The sequence below is a fragment of the Hoyosella rhizosphaerae genome, assembly GCF_014643175.1.
GTDB lineage: Bacteria > Actinomycetota > Actinomycetes > Mycobacteriales > Mycobacteriaceae > Lolliginicoccus > Lolliginicoccus rhizosphaerae.
In genome coordinates, this window is record NZ_BMJH01000001.1 from 31156 (window position 1) to 49637 (window position 18482).

General features: G+C 58.7%; 16 protein-coding genes. 11 read left to right on the forward strand and 5 right to left on the reverse strand.

The window, feature by feature from the left end; genetic code table 11:
• Positions 1-83 precede the first annotated feature (83 nt).
• The gene (ligA, locus tag IEW73_RS00150; RefSeq protein WP_188672612.1) at positions 84-2168 is read left to right on the forward strand and encodes an NAD-dependent DNA ligase LigA; all 2085 of its coding nucleotides are present in this window, start codon (positions 84-86) and stop codon (positions 2166-2168) included.
• Complete coding sequence (locus tag IEW73_RS00155; RefSeq protein WP_229675616.1) at positions 2165-2641, forward strand: GNAT family N-acetyltransferase; 477 nt, start codon at positions 2165-2167, stop codon at positions 2639-2641. The genes ligA and IEW73_RS00155 overlap by 4 nt, the downstream gene beginning before the upstream one ends.
• An 11-nt stretch (positions 2642-2652) precedes the next feature.
• Here the strand turns inward: IEW73_RS00155 and IEW73_RS00160 are convergent, their stop codons facing one another.
• Complete coding sequence (locus IEW73_RS00160) at positions 2653-3303, reverse strand: ACT domain-containing protein (RefSeq protein ID WP_188669619.1); 651 nt, start codon at positions 3301-3303, stop codon at positions 2653-2655.
• Positions 3304-3471: 168 nt separating this feature from the next.
• On the opposite strand from IEW73_RS00160, the gene IEW73_RS00165 reads away from it, so the two are divergent.
• The 5 genes from IEW73_RS00165 to gatB all read left to right on the forward strand — a co-directional run bounded on the left by IEW73_RS00165 (position 3472) and on the right by gatB (position 8714).
• The gene (locus IEW73_RS00165; RefSeq protein ID WP_229675617.1) at positions 3472-4125 is read left to right on the forward strand and encodes an antibiotic biosynthesis monooxygenase; all 654 of its coding nucleotides are present in this window, start codon (positions 3472-3474) and stop codon (positions 4123-4125) included.
• A 110-nt stretch (positions 4126-4235) separates the two neighbouring features.
• The gene (gene gatC / locus IEW73_RS00170) at positions 4236-4535 is read left to right on the forward strand and encodes an Asp-tRNA(Asn)/Glu-tRNA(Gln) amidotransferase subunit GatC (protein WP_188672619.1); all 300 of its coding nucleotides are present in this window, start codon (positions 4236-4238) and stop codon (positions 4533-4535) included.
• A complete protein-coding gene (gatA, locus tag IEW73_RS00175) occupies positions 4532-6016 on the forward strand; it encodes an Asp-tRNA(Asn)/Glu-tRNA(Gln) amidotransferase subunit GatA (RefSeq protein ID WP_188669620.1) in 1485 nt (494 codons plus the stop codon). The genes gatC and gatA overlap by 4 nt, the downstream gene beginning before the upstream one ends.
• Positions 6017-6063: 47 nt before the next feature.
• On the forward strand, positions 6064-7098 hold the full coding sequence (locus tag IEW73_RS00180; RefSeq protein WP_188669621.1) for an ATP-dependent 6-phosphofructokinase: 1035 nt from the start codon (positions 6064-6066) through the stop codon (positions 7096-7098).
• 80 nt (positions 7099-7178) lie between these two features.
• The gene (gene gatB / locus IEW73_RS00185) at positions 7179-8714 is read left to right on the forward strand and encodes an Asp-tRNA(Asn)/Glu-tRNA(Gln) amidotransferase subunit GatB (RefSeq protein ID WP_188669622.1); all 1536 of its coding nucleotides are present in this window, start codon (positions 7179-7181) and stop codon (positions 8712-8714) included.
• A gap of 86 nt (positions 8715-8800) precedes the next feature.
• Here the strand turns inward: gatB and IEW73_RS00190 are convergent, their stop codons facing one another.
• On the reverse strand, positions 8801-9946 hold the full coding sequence (locus IEW73_RS00190) for a PQQ-dependent sugar dehydrogenase (protein WP_188669623.1): 1146 nt from the start codon (positions 9944-9946) through the stop codon (positions 8801-8803).
• Positions 9947-10038: 92 nt separating this feature from the next.
• Here IEW73_RS00190 and IEW73_RS00195 point away from each other — a divergent pair, with 92 nt between their 5' ends.
• Positions 10039-11160 (forward strand): DoxX family membrane protein, encoded by a 1122-nt coding sequence (locus IEW73_RS00195; RefSeq protein WP_188669624.1) that lies wholly within the window; start codon positions 10039-10041, stop codon positions 11158-11160.
• A 116-nt stretch (positions 11161-11276) separates the two neighbouring features.
• Here IEW73_RS00195 and ilvD read toward each other — a convergent pair whose 3' ends face one another.
• Positions 11277-13118, reverse strand: a complete 1842-nt coding sequence (gene ilvD / locus IEW73_RS00200) for a dihydroxy-acid dehydratase (protein ID WP_188669625.1) — start codon at positions 13116-13118, stop codon at positions 11277-11279.
• Positions 13119-13183: 65 nt separating this feature from the next.
• Positions 13184-13645 (reverse strand): PH domain-containing protein, encoded by a 462-nt coding sequence (locus tag IEW73_RS16675; protein WP_188669626.1) that lies wholly within the window; start codon positions 13643-13645, stop codon positions 13184-13186.
• 343 nt (positions 13646-13988) lie between these two features.
• Between IEW73_RS16675 and IEW73_RS00210 the strand changes: the two genes are divergently transcribed.
• The 3 genes from IEW73_RS00210 to ilvC all read left to right on the forward strand — a co-directional run bounded on the left by IEW73_RS00210 (position 13989) and on the right by ilvC (position 17618).
• The gene (locus IEW73_RS00210) at positions 13989-16004 is read left to right on the forward strand and encodes an acetolactate synthase large subunit (RefSeq protein ID WP_188669627.1); all 2016 of its coding nucleotides are present in this window, start codon (positions 13989-13991) and stop codon (positions 16002-16004) included.
• A complete protein-coding gene (gene ilvN, locus IEW73_RS00215) occupies positions 16001-16504 on the forward strand; it encodes an acetolactate synthase small subunit (RefSeq protein ID WP_188669628.1) in 504 nt (167 codons plus the stop codon). The genes IEW73_RS00210 and ilvN overlap by 4 nt, the downstream gene beginning before the upstream one ends.
• 100 nt (positions 16505-16604) lie before the next feature.
• Positions 16605-17618: a ketol-acid reductoisomerase gene (gene ilvC, locus IEW73_RS00220; RefSeq protein ID WP_188669629.1), complete on the forward strand. Its 1014-nt coding sequence runs from the start codon at positions 16605-16607 to the stop codon at positions 17616-17618.
• 82 nt (positions 17619-17700) lie between these two features.
• Here ilvC and IEW73_RS00225 read toward each other — a convergent pair whose 3' ends face one another.
• A complete protein-coding gene (locus tag IEW73_RS00225; RefSeq protein WP_188669630.1) occupies positions 17701-18351 on the reverse strand; it encodes a chymotrypsin family serine protease in 651 nt (216 codons plus the stop codon).
• Positions 18352-18482: the final 131 nt, after the last annotated feature.

Consider the following 18482-nt stretch of genomic DNA (forward strand, 5'->3'; position numbering starts at 1 on the left):
CGCGGCGCTTCGGCGCTATGCGCACTGCGTTTAACTCCTGTGTCAGAGCAGTGCGATACTCTGCCGTTGTGGCTGAAGGTGAAATGCAGAGGACTCCTGCCGACGTGCGGGAGCGGTGGCAGAAACTTGCCGAGGATGTTCGTTTTCATCAGTTCCGGTACTACGTAAGGGACGCGCCGGTCATCAGCGACGGCGAGTTTGACGAGTTGTTCGGTCAGCTGCAGGAGCTAGAAGCCCAATACCCTGAACTCTTGACCCCCGATTCGCCCACTCAGTTGGTCGGTGGCGGTTTTACGACGGATTTCGCCCCCGTTGATCACCTCGAACGCATGCTGAGCTTGGACAACGTGTTCAGTGAGGACGAATTGCGCGACTGGGCACACCGTGTGGAATCGTCAATTGGTGGCGGGGTGAACTATCTTTGTGAACTCAAAATCGATGGCGTAGCACTGAGTTTGGTGTACGAAAACGGTGTGTTGGTGCGCGCGGCAACACGTGGTGACGGGCGCACCGGCGAAGACGTCACACTAAATGCCCGGACGATTGACGATGTGCCGGAAAAGCTCAAGGGAACGGAAGAATACCCGGTTCCTACCCTGTTAGAGGTTCGTGGGGAAGCATTCTTCCGACTAGAGGATTTTGCGAATCTCAATGCTGCGTTAAACGCTGAAGGGAAGCCGCCCTTTGCGAACCCGCGAAACTCCGCGGCGGGGTCCCTGCGTCAAAAGAACCCAGCGGTTACTTCGCGACGAAAACTACGGATGATTTGCCACGGGGTGGGCAAACGCGAGGGCTTCACCCCAACTTCACAGTTTGATGCCTACCAAGCGCTGCGGGCGTGGGGATTGCCTGTTTCCGAACACACAGTACGGGTGTCGGACGTCGATTCTGTCGTTGAACAGGTGCACGTGTGGGCTGAGCGACGCCACGACATTGAACACGAGGTAGATGGCCTTGTTGTCAAAGTTGATGAAGTCAGTAGCCAACGGAGGTTGGGGGCAACGTCGCGGGCGCCCAGGTGGGCCACTGCATACAAGTATCCTCCGGAAGAAGCGACGACAAAGTTGCTGGACATCCGCGTCAATGTTGGCCGCACCGGTCGGGTCACGCCGTTTGCCTATATGAAACCAGTTCTGGTCGCAGGATCAACAGTTTCGCTTGCGACATTGCACAATGGCGATGAGGTTAAGCGCAAGGGCGTTCTCATCGGCGATACGGTGGTCATCCGCAAGGCTGGTGAAGTCATCCCGGAGGTTTTAGGCCCCGTGGTTGATTTGCGTGACGGCTCGGAACGCGAGTTTGTCATGCCAACGCAGTGCCCAGAGTGTGGTGCCACGCTTGCACCATCCAAAGACGGCGACGTTGACATTCGGTGCCCTAATGCCCGCACATGCCCCGCCCAGCTGCGGGAGCGCGTGTTTTACATCGGCGGTCGTAGTGCGCTCGATATTGAAGGCCTCGGCTATGAGGCCGCATCGGCGCTGCTGCAGCACGAGGTCATCACAGACGAAGGTGACCTGTTCACGCTGACGGCTGACGACCTGCTGAAAACGGACCTGTTTCGGACTAAGGCAGGCAATCTCAGTGCCAACGGAAAACGGTTGCTAGAAAACCTAGTTAAGGCACAACAACAACCCTTGTGGCGTGTGCTCGTCAGTTTCTCCATTCGACACGTCGGTCCCACCGCAGCGCGTGCCCTCGCGACGGCATTTGGGAGTGTCGACGCAATCAAGTCAGCCAGCGCCGAGGAACTAGCGGCAGTGGATGGCGTAGGGAGCACCATCGCAGACGCAGTCACGGAGTGGTTTGACGTCGATTGGCACAACAACATCGTCAACAAGTGGGCACAGGCCGGTGTCCGGATGGTCGACGAACGCGATGACAGCATCCCGCGGAACCTCGAAGGGCTATCCATCGTAGTAACGGGTGCGCTGCAGCAGTTTTCGCGGGACGAGTCGAAAGAAGCGATTGTGGTGCGAGGCGGAAAAGCCGCTGGCTCTGTGTCGAAAAAGACCGCATTTGTTGTGGTTGGTGATTCGCCAGGCTCGAAGTACGACAAGGCTATTGAACTTGGTGTGCCAGTGCTTGATGAGGAGGGCTTCCGAGTGTTGCTGGAGGAAGGCCCTGACGCGGTAAAACCAATAGGCGCGGGCGGCAACGACCAGTGACAGCAGAGATCATCCTTCGGTCAATCGTTCCCAAGGACTACGCGACGGTGAGCGAAATTACTGTCACGTCCTACGCGCCCTACATTCCGGGAGATGCCGACTATTTCGATGTACTCGCCGACGTGGCCGGGCGCGCACAATGTTCCGACCTTGTTGTTGCTGAAGTCGACGGAACTGTCGTTGGCGCCATTGCCATTGTTGATGCCGGAACTAAATTTGCTGAGGTCGCCGAACCGGGCGAGATCGAATTTCGCATGATTGCAGTCGCGCCAGAAGCGCGAGGCTATGGCGTGGGATCGGCAATGGTTGCCCACGGGCTCGAGGTCGCACGACAACGTGGCTGCAGAGCGGTTGTTTTGTCGACACTTGAGACAATGGTCGACGCTCGTCGTATCTATGTGCGATTCGGATTCGTAGACGCCCCGCACCGCAAGATCTACCGCACTGTCGACGTGATGGAGCTAGCGCTCTAGACGAGTTGTGATCACAACAAAATGGTGCCGATGATGCCAGCGAGGTAGCCAAGTCGGGCCACTTCAGAAGGTCGAAACTCTGGTCCGCCCGGGCGCCCGAGGACCAGTGCCATTTCTTTTGCGCCTAGCGGTGCGGCAGCTAGGGACGTTGCCATGTCTTTCCACAGCTCAGGCACCCAATCAGCCTCACCGTCGAGCATGGCGGGGCGCTTCAACGGCAGCCACGGAACCTCGGCAGGGCGGGATTCGGGTGCGCCAGAACTAGCAGCAACCCGGTAAGCACCGTTGGGGCCCAGCGCGATCACGGTGGCCCACCCGACCCGGAGGACACGCGGAGCGCCGTCGACGACAACTTGGATACGGTCTGTAGATGCCATCGCGACTTGATCGATCAACTCGAGTTCACGGTGTGTATCGAGCATGTCTGCGTAGGGGCGAATTGAGTCAACTCGCACACCCTCAAGCTTTTCTGCGGCGGTGATCAGGGTATCGGGGAGGGAACCTGGGGACATCTCAACAACGAGGTCATCTACAGCCATGCCCGTGGTGCGTTCGACGACGTCGAGCGAAATGATGTCAGCGCCAACAGACCCCAATGCGAGCGCGAGTGCTCCCAAGCTACCGGGCCGATCAGGCAGTTGCACCCGCAACAAATACGACATTGTGCACCTTTCGTCGAGACCGTGGCGAGCCAAGTTCACGCGCCGAACTTCATACTTTTCGCCCTAATCCAACCTACTGGCAACACCTGACACATGTGCGGAAGCAGATGTGACACAGCGTTCACATGAGGCTAACTACCCGAAATATGGACCAGCGAAACTATGACCATGGCAATTCATATGAGTCACACCAGGCTCGCCGCGACGCCGCCGACCCAACCCAAAGGTCTGCGCACCCACCTTAGTGGTGTTCCTGCACCGACAGTTACCACTTCGGTAGTTCGCGACGTAGACGCAGAACGCGAAGAAGACTTTGTCCAGTGGACAGAGGCTGGAATTTCACTGGCGCGCACTTTTCCAGGGTTCCTCGGTGCGGGCTGGGTGAGATCGTCGACAAACAAGCATCGATACCACGTTCAGTACCGATTCTCCGACGATCGTGCTCTCCAGAGTTGGCTTCAATCGCCTTTGCGTGGCGCTTGGTTCGCGCATGGCCGACTCTTCTCCAAGGAAGCGGCGGTTCACCAGCGCACAGGAATTGAGGGCTGGTTCGACCCAATGATGTCGGCGGTACCGGCGGAATCCCAACAGCCGACCAAAGCTCCGCTCGCGCCACCACGGTGGAAACAAGCTGTGACAATCTGGCTTGGCTTTTTTCCGGTAAGCCTGCTGATGAACTTCCTGTTTCTTCCATACCTCGCCGATGTCAATGTCGTGTTGACGACCTTGATCGTGACGGTTGCTGTCACCCCAGTGATGGTGTTTGCGGTATTGCCGTTCGTCACAGCGCGTTTAGCGCCATGGTTGCAACGTAAGGAGTAGAGCGGACTCCAGTGCGTGTCGGCCGGGGTGGGAGGTAAGCGTCGTTGCGGCTAGTCTAGTCAAGTCCGCTATCGTGATCCCTCCGGAAAGGGGCCTGTGCAGTGCCTGACATGCCTGCTATCTCCCGTGACGAGGTTGCACACCTCGCACGGCTGTCCAGGCTCGCGCTGACTGCTAGCGAACTTGATGAGTTCGCGGGCCAGCTCGATTCAATTCTTAGCCACGTTAAAGCCGTCACTGAGGTTGCGGCTGACGATGTGCCCGCCACCGCGCATCCAGCGGCGACGGCAAATGTGTGGCGTGAGGACAGCATTAAGCCGGGCCTCACCCTCGAGGAAGCGCTATCTGGTGCCCCCGAAGTGAGCGGTAGCCGTTTCGCTGTTCCACAAATTTTGGGGGAAGAACAGTGACCACTGATCTCACCGCTATGACCGCGTCCGGTCTGGCTGACTTGATTCACCGGCGTGAAGTGTCAGCAGTCGAAGTGACGCAGGCTCATCTTGACCAGATTCATGCTGTTGATGACAAGTACAACGCGTTTCTGTACGTGGGTAACGAGTCAGCACTCGATTCTGCGCGCGCTGTCGACACTGCGCTGGGCAACGGGGAAGCGCCCGCATCAGCACTAGCTGGAGTACCACTCGCGCTAAAAGACGTGTTCACCACTCGTGACATGCCCACTACGTGCGCCTCGAAGATGCTGGAAGGGTGGGTGCCGCCGTACGACGCGACGGTCACCACAAAACTGCGTTCGGCCGGTATCCCCATCCTGGGTAAGACCAACATGGATGAGTTCGCGATGGGCTCATCGACTGAGAATTCGGCCTACGGACCAACAGTTAATCCGTGGGGCGACAATCGTATTCCTGGTGGCTCTGGTGGGGGCTCAGCAGCGGCGTTGGCCGCACAGCAGGCACCGCTCGCCATTGGAACCGACACCGGCGGCTCCATTCGGCAACCTGCTGCAATGACAGCAACTGTGGGTGTAAAGCCGACATATGGGACGGTGTCTCGATACGGTCTTGTTGCGTGTGCGTCGTCGCTCGACCAGGGTGGTCCGTGTGGTCGCACAGTTCTCGACACCGCGCTGCTTCACGAGGTGATTGCAGGCCACGATCCGCGAGATTCAACATCGATTGATCAACCAGTGCGCCCCGTTGTTCAGGCCGCTCGTGAAGGTGCGCTCGGCAACCTCAAAGGTGTGCGTGTAGGCGTAGTCAAGGAACTGCATTCGGATTCATACCAGGCTGGGGTGCTCAGCACTTTCGACGCCGCGGTAGAAACATTGCGCAGCCTTGGCGCCGAAGTGGTTGAGGTTTCGTGCCCACACTTCACTTATGCACTCGCGGCGTACTACCTCATTCTGCCCAGTGAAGTGTCGTCGAACCTCGCCCGTTTTGATGCCATGCGGTACGGCATGAGGGTGGACAACGACGGAACTAAGAGCACCGAACAGATCATGGCGGAAACCCGCGCCGCCGGCTTTGGTGCTGAGGTTAAGCGTCGCATCATGATCGGCACCTATGCGCTGTCGGCCGGATACTACGACGCCTACTACGGCCAGGCGCTCAAGGTACGAACACTCATTGCTCGCGATTTCGAACAGGCATACGAAAAGGTGGATGTTCTCGTAGCGCCCACCAGTCCGTTCACAGCGTGGAAGCTGGGGGAGAAAGTTGATGACCCGGTAGCCATGTACCTGTCGGACTTGTGCACACTTCCCACGAACCTCGCGGGGCACTGCGCGATGTCTGTTCCCGCTGGTTTGTCACCAGATGACGAACTTCCCGTCGGCCTGCAAATTATGGCTCCAGCGTTGGCTGACGAGCGGCTGTATCGGGTTGGCGCAGCGTATGAGGCAGCGAGGGGACCACACCCTGCTGCTGTCTAACCAAGCGACGTGACGAAAGTGCTGCTAGTCGAAAACCGGAGGTGAGCTTGAAGCGCATTGGAGTACTCACCGGTGGTGGTGACTGTCCGGGATTGAATGCGGTGATCCGTGCGGTTGTGCGGACCAGCGAGGTTCGGTACGGCAGCACTGTCGTTGGGTTCCGCGACGGGTGGCGAGGCTTGCTCGAAGACCGCAAACAGCGTTTGCGGTTCGACGATCGTGTAGATCAAGTCCTTGCCCGTGGTGGAACCATGCTTGGTACCGCGAGGGTCAACCCAACTGTGCTGCGCGAAGGCCTCGACAGCATTAAGGAAACTCTGGATAACAACGGTATCGACGTCCTCATCCCGATCGGCGGTGAGGGCACGTTGACGGCGGCCCATTGGTTGTCCGAATCGGGAGTCCCTGTGGTGGGGGTGCCGAAAACGATCGACAACGACATCGCGTGCACCGACTACACGTTTGGGTTCGATACGGCATTGGCTGTGGCCACCGAAGCGATCGATCGACTGCACACGACAGCTGAATCGCACCAACGAGTAATGCTTGTCGAGGTAATGGGACGCCACGCGGGTTGGATCGCGCTTCACGCAGGACTAGCAGGCGGAGCGCACCTCACTTTGATACCTGAGCAGCCATTCGATGTTGACGAAGTGTGCGCAATGGTTAAGCGACGCTTTCAGCGCGGTGACAGCCACTTCATTTGTGTGGTGGCAGAAGGTGCCTCACCGAAACCCGAGTCGATGACCCTCCGTGAAGGCGGCATCGACGAATTTGGGCACAAGAGGTTCACCGGCGTTGCTCAGCAGTTAGGCGACGAGATCGAAAAGCGCCTCGGCAAAGAGGTGCGCACAACGGTGCTGGGTCACGTTCAGCGAGGTGGTACCCCCACCGCATTCGACCGTGTTCTCGCCACCCGATTTGGTATCCACGCAGCTGATGCTGCGCACGAAGGAAAGTTTGGAAACATGGTCTCGCTTCGGGGGACAGAGGTGGAGCTTGTGACACTCGCCGAGGCTGTCGACCATCTCAAAACCGTTCCGCAGCATCGCTACGACGAAGCGGCCGCGTTCTTCGGTTAAGCAAGAACAAACAATTTACGTACGCCATCGCCCACGAGCAGTGTCTAGTTGTGGGCCCGACAACGAATAGACTGTGCGACATGACTGCAAGCCCCCGGATTGATGCTGACTTCGACGCACGCTCGGTGGAACCACTCGACTACGACGATGTTCTGGAAACATACGACCCAGTGCTCGGGATGGAAGTGCACGTAGAGCTGCACACGGCCACCAAAATGTTCTGCCCGTGTCCCACAACATTTGGGGCCGAACCAAACACTCAGGTCTGTGCCGTGTGCCTTGGGCTTCCGGGCGCGTTGCCTGTCGTAAACAAGGCGGCCGTCGAATCGGCGATCCGGATCGGTTTGGCACTGAACTGCTCCATCGCGCCGTGGAGCCAGTTTGCGCGCAAGAATTACTTCTACCCTGATCAGCCGAAGAACTACCAGATTTCCCAGTACGAGGAACCCATTGCGTCTGACGGTTACCTCGATGTAGTTCTTGACACTGGTGAGGTTTTCCGCGTTGATATCGAACGCGCGCACATGGAAGAGGACACCGGAAAGCTCACCCACATGGGTGGCAACACGGGCCGAATCGAAGGTGCCACCCACTCACTGGTGGACTACAACCGTGCGGGTGTTCCGCTCATCGAGATTGTCAGCAAACCGATTGAAGGTGCTGGGGCGCGGGCCCCAGAGGTCGCTCGCGCCTACGTGACGGCGCTACGAGACCTCCTCAAGGCGCTCGACGTGTCGGATGTGCGAATGGACCAGGGTTCGCTCCGGTGTGACGCCAACGTGTCCCTTCGTCCCCACGGTCGGGAAGAATTTGGGACGCGAACCGAAACGAAAAACGTCAACTCCCTGAAGAGCGTTGAGGTGGCCGTCCGGTACGAAATGCGTCGGCAAGCCGCAGTTCTCGAAGGTGGCGGTGAAATCATCCAGGAGACGCGGCACTTCCAGGAAGCAGATGGCACCACTAGTCCGGGTCGCAAGAAGGAAACGGCCGACGACTACCGGTACTTCCCGGACCCAGACTTGCAGCCAATCGAACCTGACACAGGTTGGATTGAAGAACTGCGCGCCACGCTTCCCGAAATGCCGTGGCTTCGCAGGGCCCGCATTCAAACCGAATGGGGCGTCTCAGATGAGGTCATGCGGGACATCGTCAACGCGGGCGCGGTCGAGCTCATCATCGCCACCGTTGATGCGGGTGCTCCGTCGGATGCCGCACGGTCATGGTGGGTTTCTTACCTGACTCAAAAAGCGAACATCGAGGGCGTTTCGCTGGTTGACCTCGCGATCACGCCGACTCAGGTAGCAGCGGTGGTTGAACTCGTTGCAAGCGGAAAGCTCAACAATAAGCTTGCCCGCGAAGTAGTCGATGGTGTGCTCGCAGGCGAGGGCGAACCAGTTGATGTGATGAAGAGCCGGGGCGTTGAAATCGTGCGCGATGATTCGGTCCTTGAAAAGGCTGTGGACGACGCACTGGCCGCCAACCCTGGCATTGTGGAGAAGATCAAGGGCGGCAAAGTTCAGGCTGCGGGCGCCATCGTTGGCGCGGTAATGAAGGCCACTAAGGGCCAAGCTGATCCTGGACGTGTGCGGGAACTGATCATTGAGAAGTGCCAGTAATCGGTTCGTGATTTGTGGGCCGCTACATCGCTAACCACGCTGTAGCGGTCCCGCACCGGTGGTTTTTGGCACCGGTGGTCGTTCGCTTAGTCAGGCCCCACAGCACCGCCGCCGCCATCTGTTGGAATAAGTACAACACGATCATCAGTCTCGCCCGGGTCTCCGCTGGCCTTGTTGATTGTGCCTGACCAGATCTCTCCGCCCAGTCCGAGCGCAGCACCATGCAGTTTGCCGAAGCGGCCCTCGGCAGCCATGGCAGGGTCGCCCGAGATGAGCCCGGTGTCGTCGTCCCGGGTTAAGAAGCTGACAGCCTCACCCTGAGATAAAACCACCGCAATGTCAGTTCCTACAACGACGCAATGCCCGGCGCCCTCACCGTCAGTCCACGACCACAACGCCTCCGTGCTGCCGTCACTACTGACGCGCACCAACCGATCACCAGCCAGTGAACTCTCTGTCACGTACACCGTTTGGGAAACCGGATCAACGCAGGCCCCACCGGTACCACGAAGACCGCTGGCAACGATGACGGGACGGTCCGAACCGTCGGGGTTTAACGCCCCCACTCGCAAGGCTTTTCCAGCCAGCGAAGCCGGGTCCGCGGAACTTGCGGCGTTGCCCGCGTCCCCTGTGCGAACAAGCAGTGTTCCCGCCTGTTCAAACATCAACGACCCCTGGTTGCCCGTCTGTCCACGTGGGATGCCCGCCAAGACCACCTTGGGGACATCACCAGGGGTGATACGAACTACCCGATTGTCACTCGGAGTGGTGATAAGGGCGTAAAGCAGTCGATCTTCAGCAAATGTCGGCGACAGTGCGATATCGAGCAGTCCTCCATCGCCGGAGCTGTCGACGGGGATCTGGACAAACTCCTCAGGCTCGATGTCAGGGCCAACAAGCAGGATGCGCCCTGTCACACGCTCAGCGGCGAGGGCAGCATCCCCGGCGGGAAGGACGGTCACACCCGAAATTGGTTCTAAACACGTCGCGATAACGGCTGGGTCGGGGTCCACGCACGGACCATCGATTTCCCGTTCTTCGTCCGAGTCTTCGTCTTCGGGTTCGCTGGGTTGGATATGCGCGTATGCGCCTGCGGTCGGTTCGGGCTCAAAAGGCGATGCGAGAGAATCATCGAATCGGGCACAACTGGATGCCGCGACAACAAGAGCCACCATCCCCGCACCGACCACCAACGAGTGTGTGCGTGGTGATCGCGTTTTTAACCCAACCATGGACACCAACGTAATGGAAAACACCGGATGCTTGCAGGGCGCGCCCAGAGTGATATCCGCGTTTGTACGAGTGTTCGTCCTAGGCTGTCACTATGACCGACAAGCGCGACGACGCGGAGGCGTCAGAATCGAACGATGAGACCGGGGCAGCCCCAAGTCCTTTCGATCACGAGACCGAACAGATCCCTGTCGGACAGCCGACTGAGTCTCCGGCTGAGCGGACAGAGGCGATGAACATAGCCGACATCAATGCGGCGGGCGAGGCTGAGGATTCAGCTGCAGATTCGGCTGATACCAGCCCGGGTTTTGCGTGGTCCCGCAGTCCTGAGTATCAGCCCGAACCGCCGACTGCGGCTCCTAGCCAACACGTCACAAGGGGACGGCCACCTCGCCCATCGGCAGCGAACTATGACGATGCAGCGCCAGGATTTTCCAGTGACGCACCAGAGAGCACAACTAGTGCTGCGACGGAACAGATTCCGGTCAGTGCGTCATCCGAACCTGCACAGGCGTACAGCAGCAGGCACACCGAGATTCTGAAACGCCCCGATCCATCAGCTGATGGCGGTTTTGCGTACGAAAATACTGCGCCACAGTATGTCGCCTCAGAATATGACGCGCCGCCGTCGCAGGCTTTCGAGAACTATCAGCAGGAATATGCTCAGGAACCGGTGATGGTTCCGGCGGCGCCACCAGTGGAAGCCCGCCGGGGGACACTCGATTTTGGGCTGTTCATCATGCGACTTCTCATTGGTGGTGCGCTCATCACTGACGGTGTGCGACACCTTATCGGTGATGGCGGTGGGCTTGGTGTGGACGGATTTGAGGCGCTGTTTGCCTCGGCTGGTTACGACTACGCGAACATCGTCGCGATTAGCGTGTTGAGTGCCCAGATCGGTGGCGGCGCTCTGATTGTTCTGGGGCTGGCTACTCCGCTGGGTGCTGCTGTGGCGTTTGCCGCGATGATCAACGTATGGATTGCGCACCAAGGCGCACGCGCTGCTCTTGATGGAATCGGTACCCCTGCGCTTGAATTGGCGACGATCCTCGGCATCGGGGCGGTGGCGCTTGCGTTTACCGGACCAGGGCGGATGAGTTTGGAACGCAACGCCAAGTGGGCTGTACGCCCACGGTGGGGTGCCAGTGTGTTGATCGTGCTCGGCTTGATTGGCGGGATCGCTGCGTGGGTTGTGCTCACAGGCGTGTTCCAATAGTCGGCCAAGTTTCGTAGCAAGGTTTTTGAAGCCAGCGATACAAATTGATGGTGGACACCATGTTGGTGTCCACCATCAATTTTTTTGTTACCGCACTTTATTACTTCACTTCCGGGTTACTTCACTTCGCGCACTGCCCCGCGGTCTGCTGATGTAGCAAGTGCCGCGTACGCCCGTAGCGCCATGGTGACTGGCCTCTGTCGGTCCTTGGGTTGCCAAGGACGCTCACTGGCGTCCATCTTGGATCGACGCTCAGCAAGAGCCTCATCCGAAATGAGAAGCTGTAGTGTTCGGGAGGCAATGTCGATCAGGATTTCGTCGCCATCCTCCACAAGTCCAATTGCGCCTCCCGCAGCGGCCTCGGGGGAGATGTGCCCCACCGAGATTCCTGACGTCCCACCCGAGAAGCGTCCATCAGTGATGAGCGCGCACTTCGCCCCAAGTCCGGCGCCTTTAAGGAATGCTGTGGGGTGCAACATTTCTTGCATACCAGGACCGCCCGCGGGGCCTTCGTAGCGGACGACGATGATCTCTCCGGGCTGAATCACTCGTTGCAAGATGACAGAAACGGCTTCTTCCTGACTTTCAACGACGCGCGCCGGGCCCTGGAATCGCCACAGTGCTTCGTCAATGCCAGCCGTCTTGACGACGGCACCGTTGGGGGCGAGATTTCCACGTAGAACAGCGAGCCCGCCGTCCTGGGTGTAGGCATGCTCAATGTCGCGAATGCACCCGCCAGAGGCATCTGTGTCGAGTGAGGACCACCTGTTGTCCGTGGAGAACGGTTCTGTCGTGCGGACTCCGCCGGGAGCGGCGTGGAACAGTTCTTTTGCTTCGTCGGTCGCAGTCTCTGACCTGATGTCCCAGTCGTCCAGCCATTGCCCGAGGCTTGATGCGTGGACTGTTGTCGTGGTGGTGTCAAGAAGCCCGCCGCGCCGCAATTCACCCAGGATGGCGGGGATTCCACCAGCCCTATGCACATCCTCCATGTGGTAGTCGGAGTTGGGGGACACCTTGGCCAGGCAGGGCACATGGCGGCTAATTTCGTCGATGTCTTCGAGCTTGAACGGCACTTCGCCTTCTTCTGCGGCAGCGAGAATGTGCAGAACGGTGTTTGTTGATCCCCCCATTGCGACGTCAAGGGCCATGGCGTTGCGGAACGCTGCGGGTGTCGCAATGTTGCGAGGTAGAACGGATTCGTCGCCGTCGCGGTAGTACCGAGTTGCTGCGTCGACGATGACAGTTCCGGCCCGTTCGAATAGTGCGCGACGGGCTGCATGCGTAGCCAGGGTGGAACCGTTGCCAGGTAGCGCAAGTCCGAGTGCTTCGGTGAGGCAGTTCATCGAGTTTGCAGTGAACATGCCGGAGCATGACCCGCATGTGGGGCAAGCGGAGCGCTCGACTTCGTCAAGACCTTCGTCGGCAACTGCGCTGTTTGCGCTAGCGGAAATGGCGGTGACGAGGTCTGTTGGTGCGTGCGTCACTCCATCAACGACAACGGCCTTGCCAGCTTCCATCGGTCCGCCGGAGACAAACACGGTGGGGATGTTGAGTCGCATCGCCGCGTTGAGCATGCCTGGGGTGATCTTGTCGCAGTTCGAGATGCACACCAATGCGTCGGCGGTGTGGGCATTGACCATGTATTCAACTGAATCGGCGATGATTTCTCGGCTCGGCAACGAATACAACATGCCGCTGTGTCCCATGGCGATGCCGTCATCGACGGCGATGGTGTGGAACTCTCGGGGCACTCCACCGGCTTCGCGAATCTTTTCCGCGACGATGTCACCGAGGTTCTTGAGGTGGACGTGGCCCGGGACGAACTGGGTATACGAGTTGGCGATGGCCACGATGGGTTTGCCGAAGTCGGAATCCGTCATTCCGGTGGCGCGCCAGAGTGCGCGGGCGCCGGCAGCGTTTCGGCCGATCGTGGTGGTGCGGGATCTCAATGGGGGCATAGGTCGTGACCTCGTGTGGTGTGCAGCAGCGGGCTGACTGCCGTAGCGGAACGGGGGAGGTGGTCTTACTTAGAGTGTTTTTCCTGCGGCGGCGTCGAACGCGCGCGCTGTTCTTGACGCTCTGCCTGCAGCGAAGCCTCGATGTCAGGGATGCGGCCGTTGCTCAAGGGTGTGATCTTGGGCAAGTCTTCAAACGTCACGGTCGGGAGGGGTACCTGGTCTCCGGACGTTAGAACGGCTCGGGCGGAACGATACTTGGGGAAGGTTAACCCTTGGATTTCGTCCCACAACACAGTACGTGTTCTGAATAGAGTTCGTAATTGGAGCGCAGTCTCAGATACCCTAGTCTGTACTCGCAGGATCCACACTGCGAGGAATATGGGCACTGCTAGCAGCCAGCCAAACAGGAATGGCTCGGCAGCGGCCAGAAATGCGATACAGCACGCGAGTAAGAGGACGCCAAGTAAAGTCAGACGTGAGATGCGAATGGTTCGCGCTTGCGGGTTTTGGGGCTTTGCTTTCGGCACACATCCATCCTTGCATCCCGCAGCAAATCTCTCATAGTGTGGGAATTGCGGCTGATTCGTTTGACGTCAGACGCAGGTCTTGATTAGCGTCGGATGCGTGAATCAGATTCGGGTACTCGTAGTCAACAAGCGCGTCGTCGCTTAGTTGGTGCCGATTTAGTTAGTTCGGCGAGATACCCGCAAGATACGACGCGCACCCTCGTTCCGCAGAGACCTGCGAGCGGGGGTTTTTTAGTGCCCGTAGGTAGGATCTGTAAAAGGATTCTTCACTTGGGCACAAGCCAGACGCGCCAGACAGACGCACCAAACAGACGATAGCCCGAACTAGCCAGAGGAACTTGCAGTGAGTGCACCGACAGCACGGCCAACGCCAGGCCCGCAGCCAGGACATCTCGCCGCGGGACAGACACCCGCGGGTCAGAGCAGTGACGCCGGTGGTGCCCAAAACGAGCCAGGAACAGGTGCCACACCTGCGAACCTGCCCAGCACCCGCCCCGGTACACCTGAGAAGATGACCGGCGCTCAAGCCGTTGTACGGTCCCTAGAGGAACTACACGCCGACATTGTCTTCGGTATTCCAGGTGGGGCCATTTTGCCCGTCTATGACCCGCTGTTGGACTCACGCAAGGTACGCCACGTCTTGGTCCGCCACGAGCAGGGTGCAGGCCACGCCGCTACCGGCTACGCGCAGGCAACAGGCAAGGTCGGCGTTTGTATGGCGACGTCCGGCCCAGGGGCAACCAACCTTGTTACCCCACTGGCTGATGCCTACATGGACTCAGTTCCCATGGTGGCGATCACCGGGCAGGTGGGACGCCCATTGATCGGTACGGACGGTTTCCAGGAAGCCGATATTTCCGGTATCACTATGCCGATCACCAAGCACAACTTCCTGATCACTGAGGGCGACGACATCCCTCGCGTCATGGCTGAAGCATTTCACCTTGCCGCGACTGGGCGCCCCGGACCGGTTTTGGTCGACATTCCTAAGGACCTCCTGCAAGGCCAAATGACGTTCACCTGGCCCCCGGAGATGCATCTTCCTGGCTACCGTCCGGTCACCAAGCCGCACGGCAAGCAGGTCCGAGAAGCCGCACGCCTCATCGCCGCAGCGAAGCACCCCGTCCTGTACGTGGGTGGCGGCGTGATCAAGGCTGACGCATCAGCGGAACTCCTTGAACTTGCAGAACTCACTGGAATCCCTGTAGTCACCACGCTGATGGCACGCGGCGCCTTCCCCGACAGCCACGACCTCAACCTTGGCATGCCAGGCATGCACGGCACTGTCGCCGCAGTGGGAGCGCTACAGAAGAGCGACCTCCTCATCACCCTGGGCGCACGCTTCGACGATCGCGTGACAGGCAAACTCACGACCTTCGCGCAGTTCGCCAAGATCATCCACGCCGATATCGATCCGGCTGAAATCGGTAAGAACCGCCACGCAGACGTTCCCATCGTGGGCGACTGCAAGGAAGTCATCTCCGAACTCACTGAGGTGATTCGTTCTGACCGCTCATCAGGACGCACCCCTGATCTCACTGGTTGGTGGGAATACCTCAACGGCATCCGAAACACGTACCCACTCAGCTACGGACCTCAGAGCGATGGATCACTATCGCCTGAATACGTCATCGAACAGCTCGGCAAACTCGCCGGACCTGACGCTGTCTACGTGGCCGGAGTTGGACAGCACCAGATGTGGGCAGCTCAGTTCGTTAAATACGAAAAGCCCCGCACCTGGCTCAACTCAGGTGGCCTTGGCACGATGGGCTACGCAGTTCCTGCGGCCATGGGCGCCAAGATGGGAATGCCCGACACTGAAGTGTGGGCAATTGATGGTGACGGTTGCTTCCAGATGACCAACCAAGAGCTCGCCACCTGTGCGATCGAAGGCGTGCCGATCAAGGTCGCTCTGATCAACAACGGCAACCTCGGCATGGTCCGTCAGTGGCAGACGCTTTTCTACGAAGAGCGCTACTCCAACACCAACTTGTCCACCCACTCGCTGCGCATTCCGGACTTCGTCAAGCTTTCCGAAGCGCTCGGCTGTGTCGGCATCCGCGTGGACAAAGAAGAAGACGTCATCCCAGCCATCAAGAAGGCACAGGAAATCAACGACCGACCTGTCGTCATTGACTTCATTGTCGGGGCAGACGCCCAGGTGTGGCCGATGGTTGCGGCGGGAACTGGCAATGACGAAATCATGGCTGCACGCGGCATCCGCCCACTGTTCGATGACGATGAAGCCGCTGGTGACACACCGGCTGTGATCCATCAGGTGATGCAAACCGAAGACCAAGCCGTAGCGCACCGCGCAGCACAATCCAAGGCAGATTCAGAAGGGGCCGACTCACAGTGAGAACAAGTCACACACTTAGCGTTCTCGTCGAGGACAAGCCAGGCGTTCTCGCCCGAGTCGCGTCGCTCTTTTCTCGCCGCGGATTCAACATCGAGTCTCTCGCTGTTGGGCCAACCGAAATCAAGGGCATCTCACGCATGACCATCGTGGTCATCGTTGACGACCAGCCGCTTGAACAAGTCACCAAGCAACTCAACAAACTGATCAACGTCCTCAAGATCGTTGAACAGGACCCGACAGCTTCCGTTGCGCGCGAGTTAGTTCTCATCAAGGTGCGAGCCGACGCGACGGTACGGAGCCAGGTTGTCGAAGCTGCAGAATTGTTCCGCGCCAAAATCGTGGACGTTTCGCCGGAATCACTCACCATTGAGGCGACAGGCACCCAAGACAAACTTGAGGCGCTTCTGAAAGTTCTCGAACCGTACGGCGTCCGTGAACTCGTGCAGTCTGGCATCGTGGCTCTAGGGCGCGGTCCCAAATCCATTACAGCAACACGCTAGCCTCTTAACCCAGAGTAGGTAGTTGTTACTTAGGCACTACATACGACCTGCAGGCCCGACACTCGTCGGGCTTGTCAAAAGCGAAGAAGGGAACTATCACGTGGCCGTCGAGATCTTTTATGACGATGATGCCGATCTCTCCATCATTCAGGGCCGTAAGGTGGCCGTCATCGGATACGGCAGCCAGGGGCACGCGCACTCCTTGAGCCTCCGCGACTCCGGTGTCGATGTTCGCGTTGGCCTACAGGAAGGGTCGAAGTCACGGGCCAAGGCTGAGGAGCAGGGCATCAAGGTCCTCACCCCAGCAGAAGCTGCAGCCTGGGCCGACGTCATCATGGTCCTCGCCCCTGACACCGCGCAGGCATCGATCTACAGCAATGACATCGAGCCAAACCTGAAAGACGGCGACGCCCTCTTCTTCGGACACGGCCTTAACATCCGCTTCGGCCTCATCAAGCCACCGGCTAACGTCACCGTTGCCATGGTTGCTCCCAAGGGCCCAGGCCACCTCGTGCGTCGTCAGTTCTCAGATGGCAAGGGCGTTCCTGCGCTTGTCGCCGTCGAACAAGACCCCAAGGGTGAAGGTCTTGCACTTGGCCTTTCCTACGCCAAGGCAATCGGTGGCACTCGTGCAGGCGTCATCAAGACCACGTTCGCTGAAGAAACCGAAACTGACCTATTCGGCGAGCAAGCCGTACTCTGCGGTGGCACCGAGAAGCTCGTACAGACAGGCTTCGAGGTTCTCATCGAAGCTGGCTACGCACCTGAAATCGCCTACTTTGAGTGCCTCCACGAGTTGAAGCTCATCGTCGACCTCATGTACGAGGGTGGAATCGGCCGCATGAACTACTCAGTGTCCGACACTGCCGAGTTCGGTGGCTACCTCTCCGGCCCGCGTGTCATCGACGCTGACACCAAGACTCGGATGAAAGAAATCCTCGCTGACATCACCTCCGGCAAGTTCGTCGAGCGCCTCGTCGCCAATGTTGAAGGTGGCAACAAGGAACTTGAAGGCCTCCGCAAGGAAAACGCCGAACACCCCATCGAGGTTGTTGGTTCGAAGCTGCGCGGCTTGATGAGCTGGGTGGATCGCCCCATCACCGAGACTGCATAACTTCTCTACTCAACGAGGTGTGCCCCCCGCTTATGTCAGCGGGGGGCACACCTCGTTTGTGCGTAAATCGGGGAGCGTGCTCTTAGATCGGGCGGAAGCCTGCGCCGACGCCACCTGCGAAGTTAGCGTCTGCGACTACGGCATCCATGTTGATGCTGACGTGGGGTCCGATGCACGGGATGAAGAAATATGCGGACACAATGCCGATGACGTTGTTTCCTGAGGTGATGGGGCCACCTGAGTCACCTTCGGTGATGCAGACAAATCCATACTGCTCTGAAAACAGTTGGTCTACAAAGAGGTTCACGCCACAGGTGTGACCGGTGCTTCGTCCTTCTTTGCACACGAATTCAGGGAACGGTGCAGGGCCAGCGACGCCAGTGATTGTTGTGTTTCCAACAGTCCGTGTGGGACTCACGCGGCTCTCGTCAAACTGAATTACGGCGTAGTCGAGTGCTGGATTGACCCGAACGATGGTGCCAACCGCTCCGAGGGTAGTGGCTTCTTCGGCATGCACTGATGAACCGGGTGGACCACAGTGGCCTGCGGTAAACCCAACTAGGCGGCCAGCGTTATCTCGACCAATTGTGGTGAGTGAGCACAGGAAGTCGCCCCCTACGATAATGCCGGACCCTCCGCCGAGCACCGTCCTCGACGGGTTTGCTTGCGCAGCGGGGATGCCTGCGATTAGTGCGGCAACGATAGCGATCGTTGCGACTACGATGCGTTTCAACCAGCCACTCCTTTATTGCTGTGTCACTGCCTGTACCTCGGAAGCCCGATTTCAGGTGCGAAATCCGGTTGGTGGTGCTGGCTACACTCACCATTCGATGAGAGTACGTGACTGTATTGGTATGTAAGCGT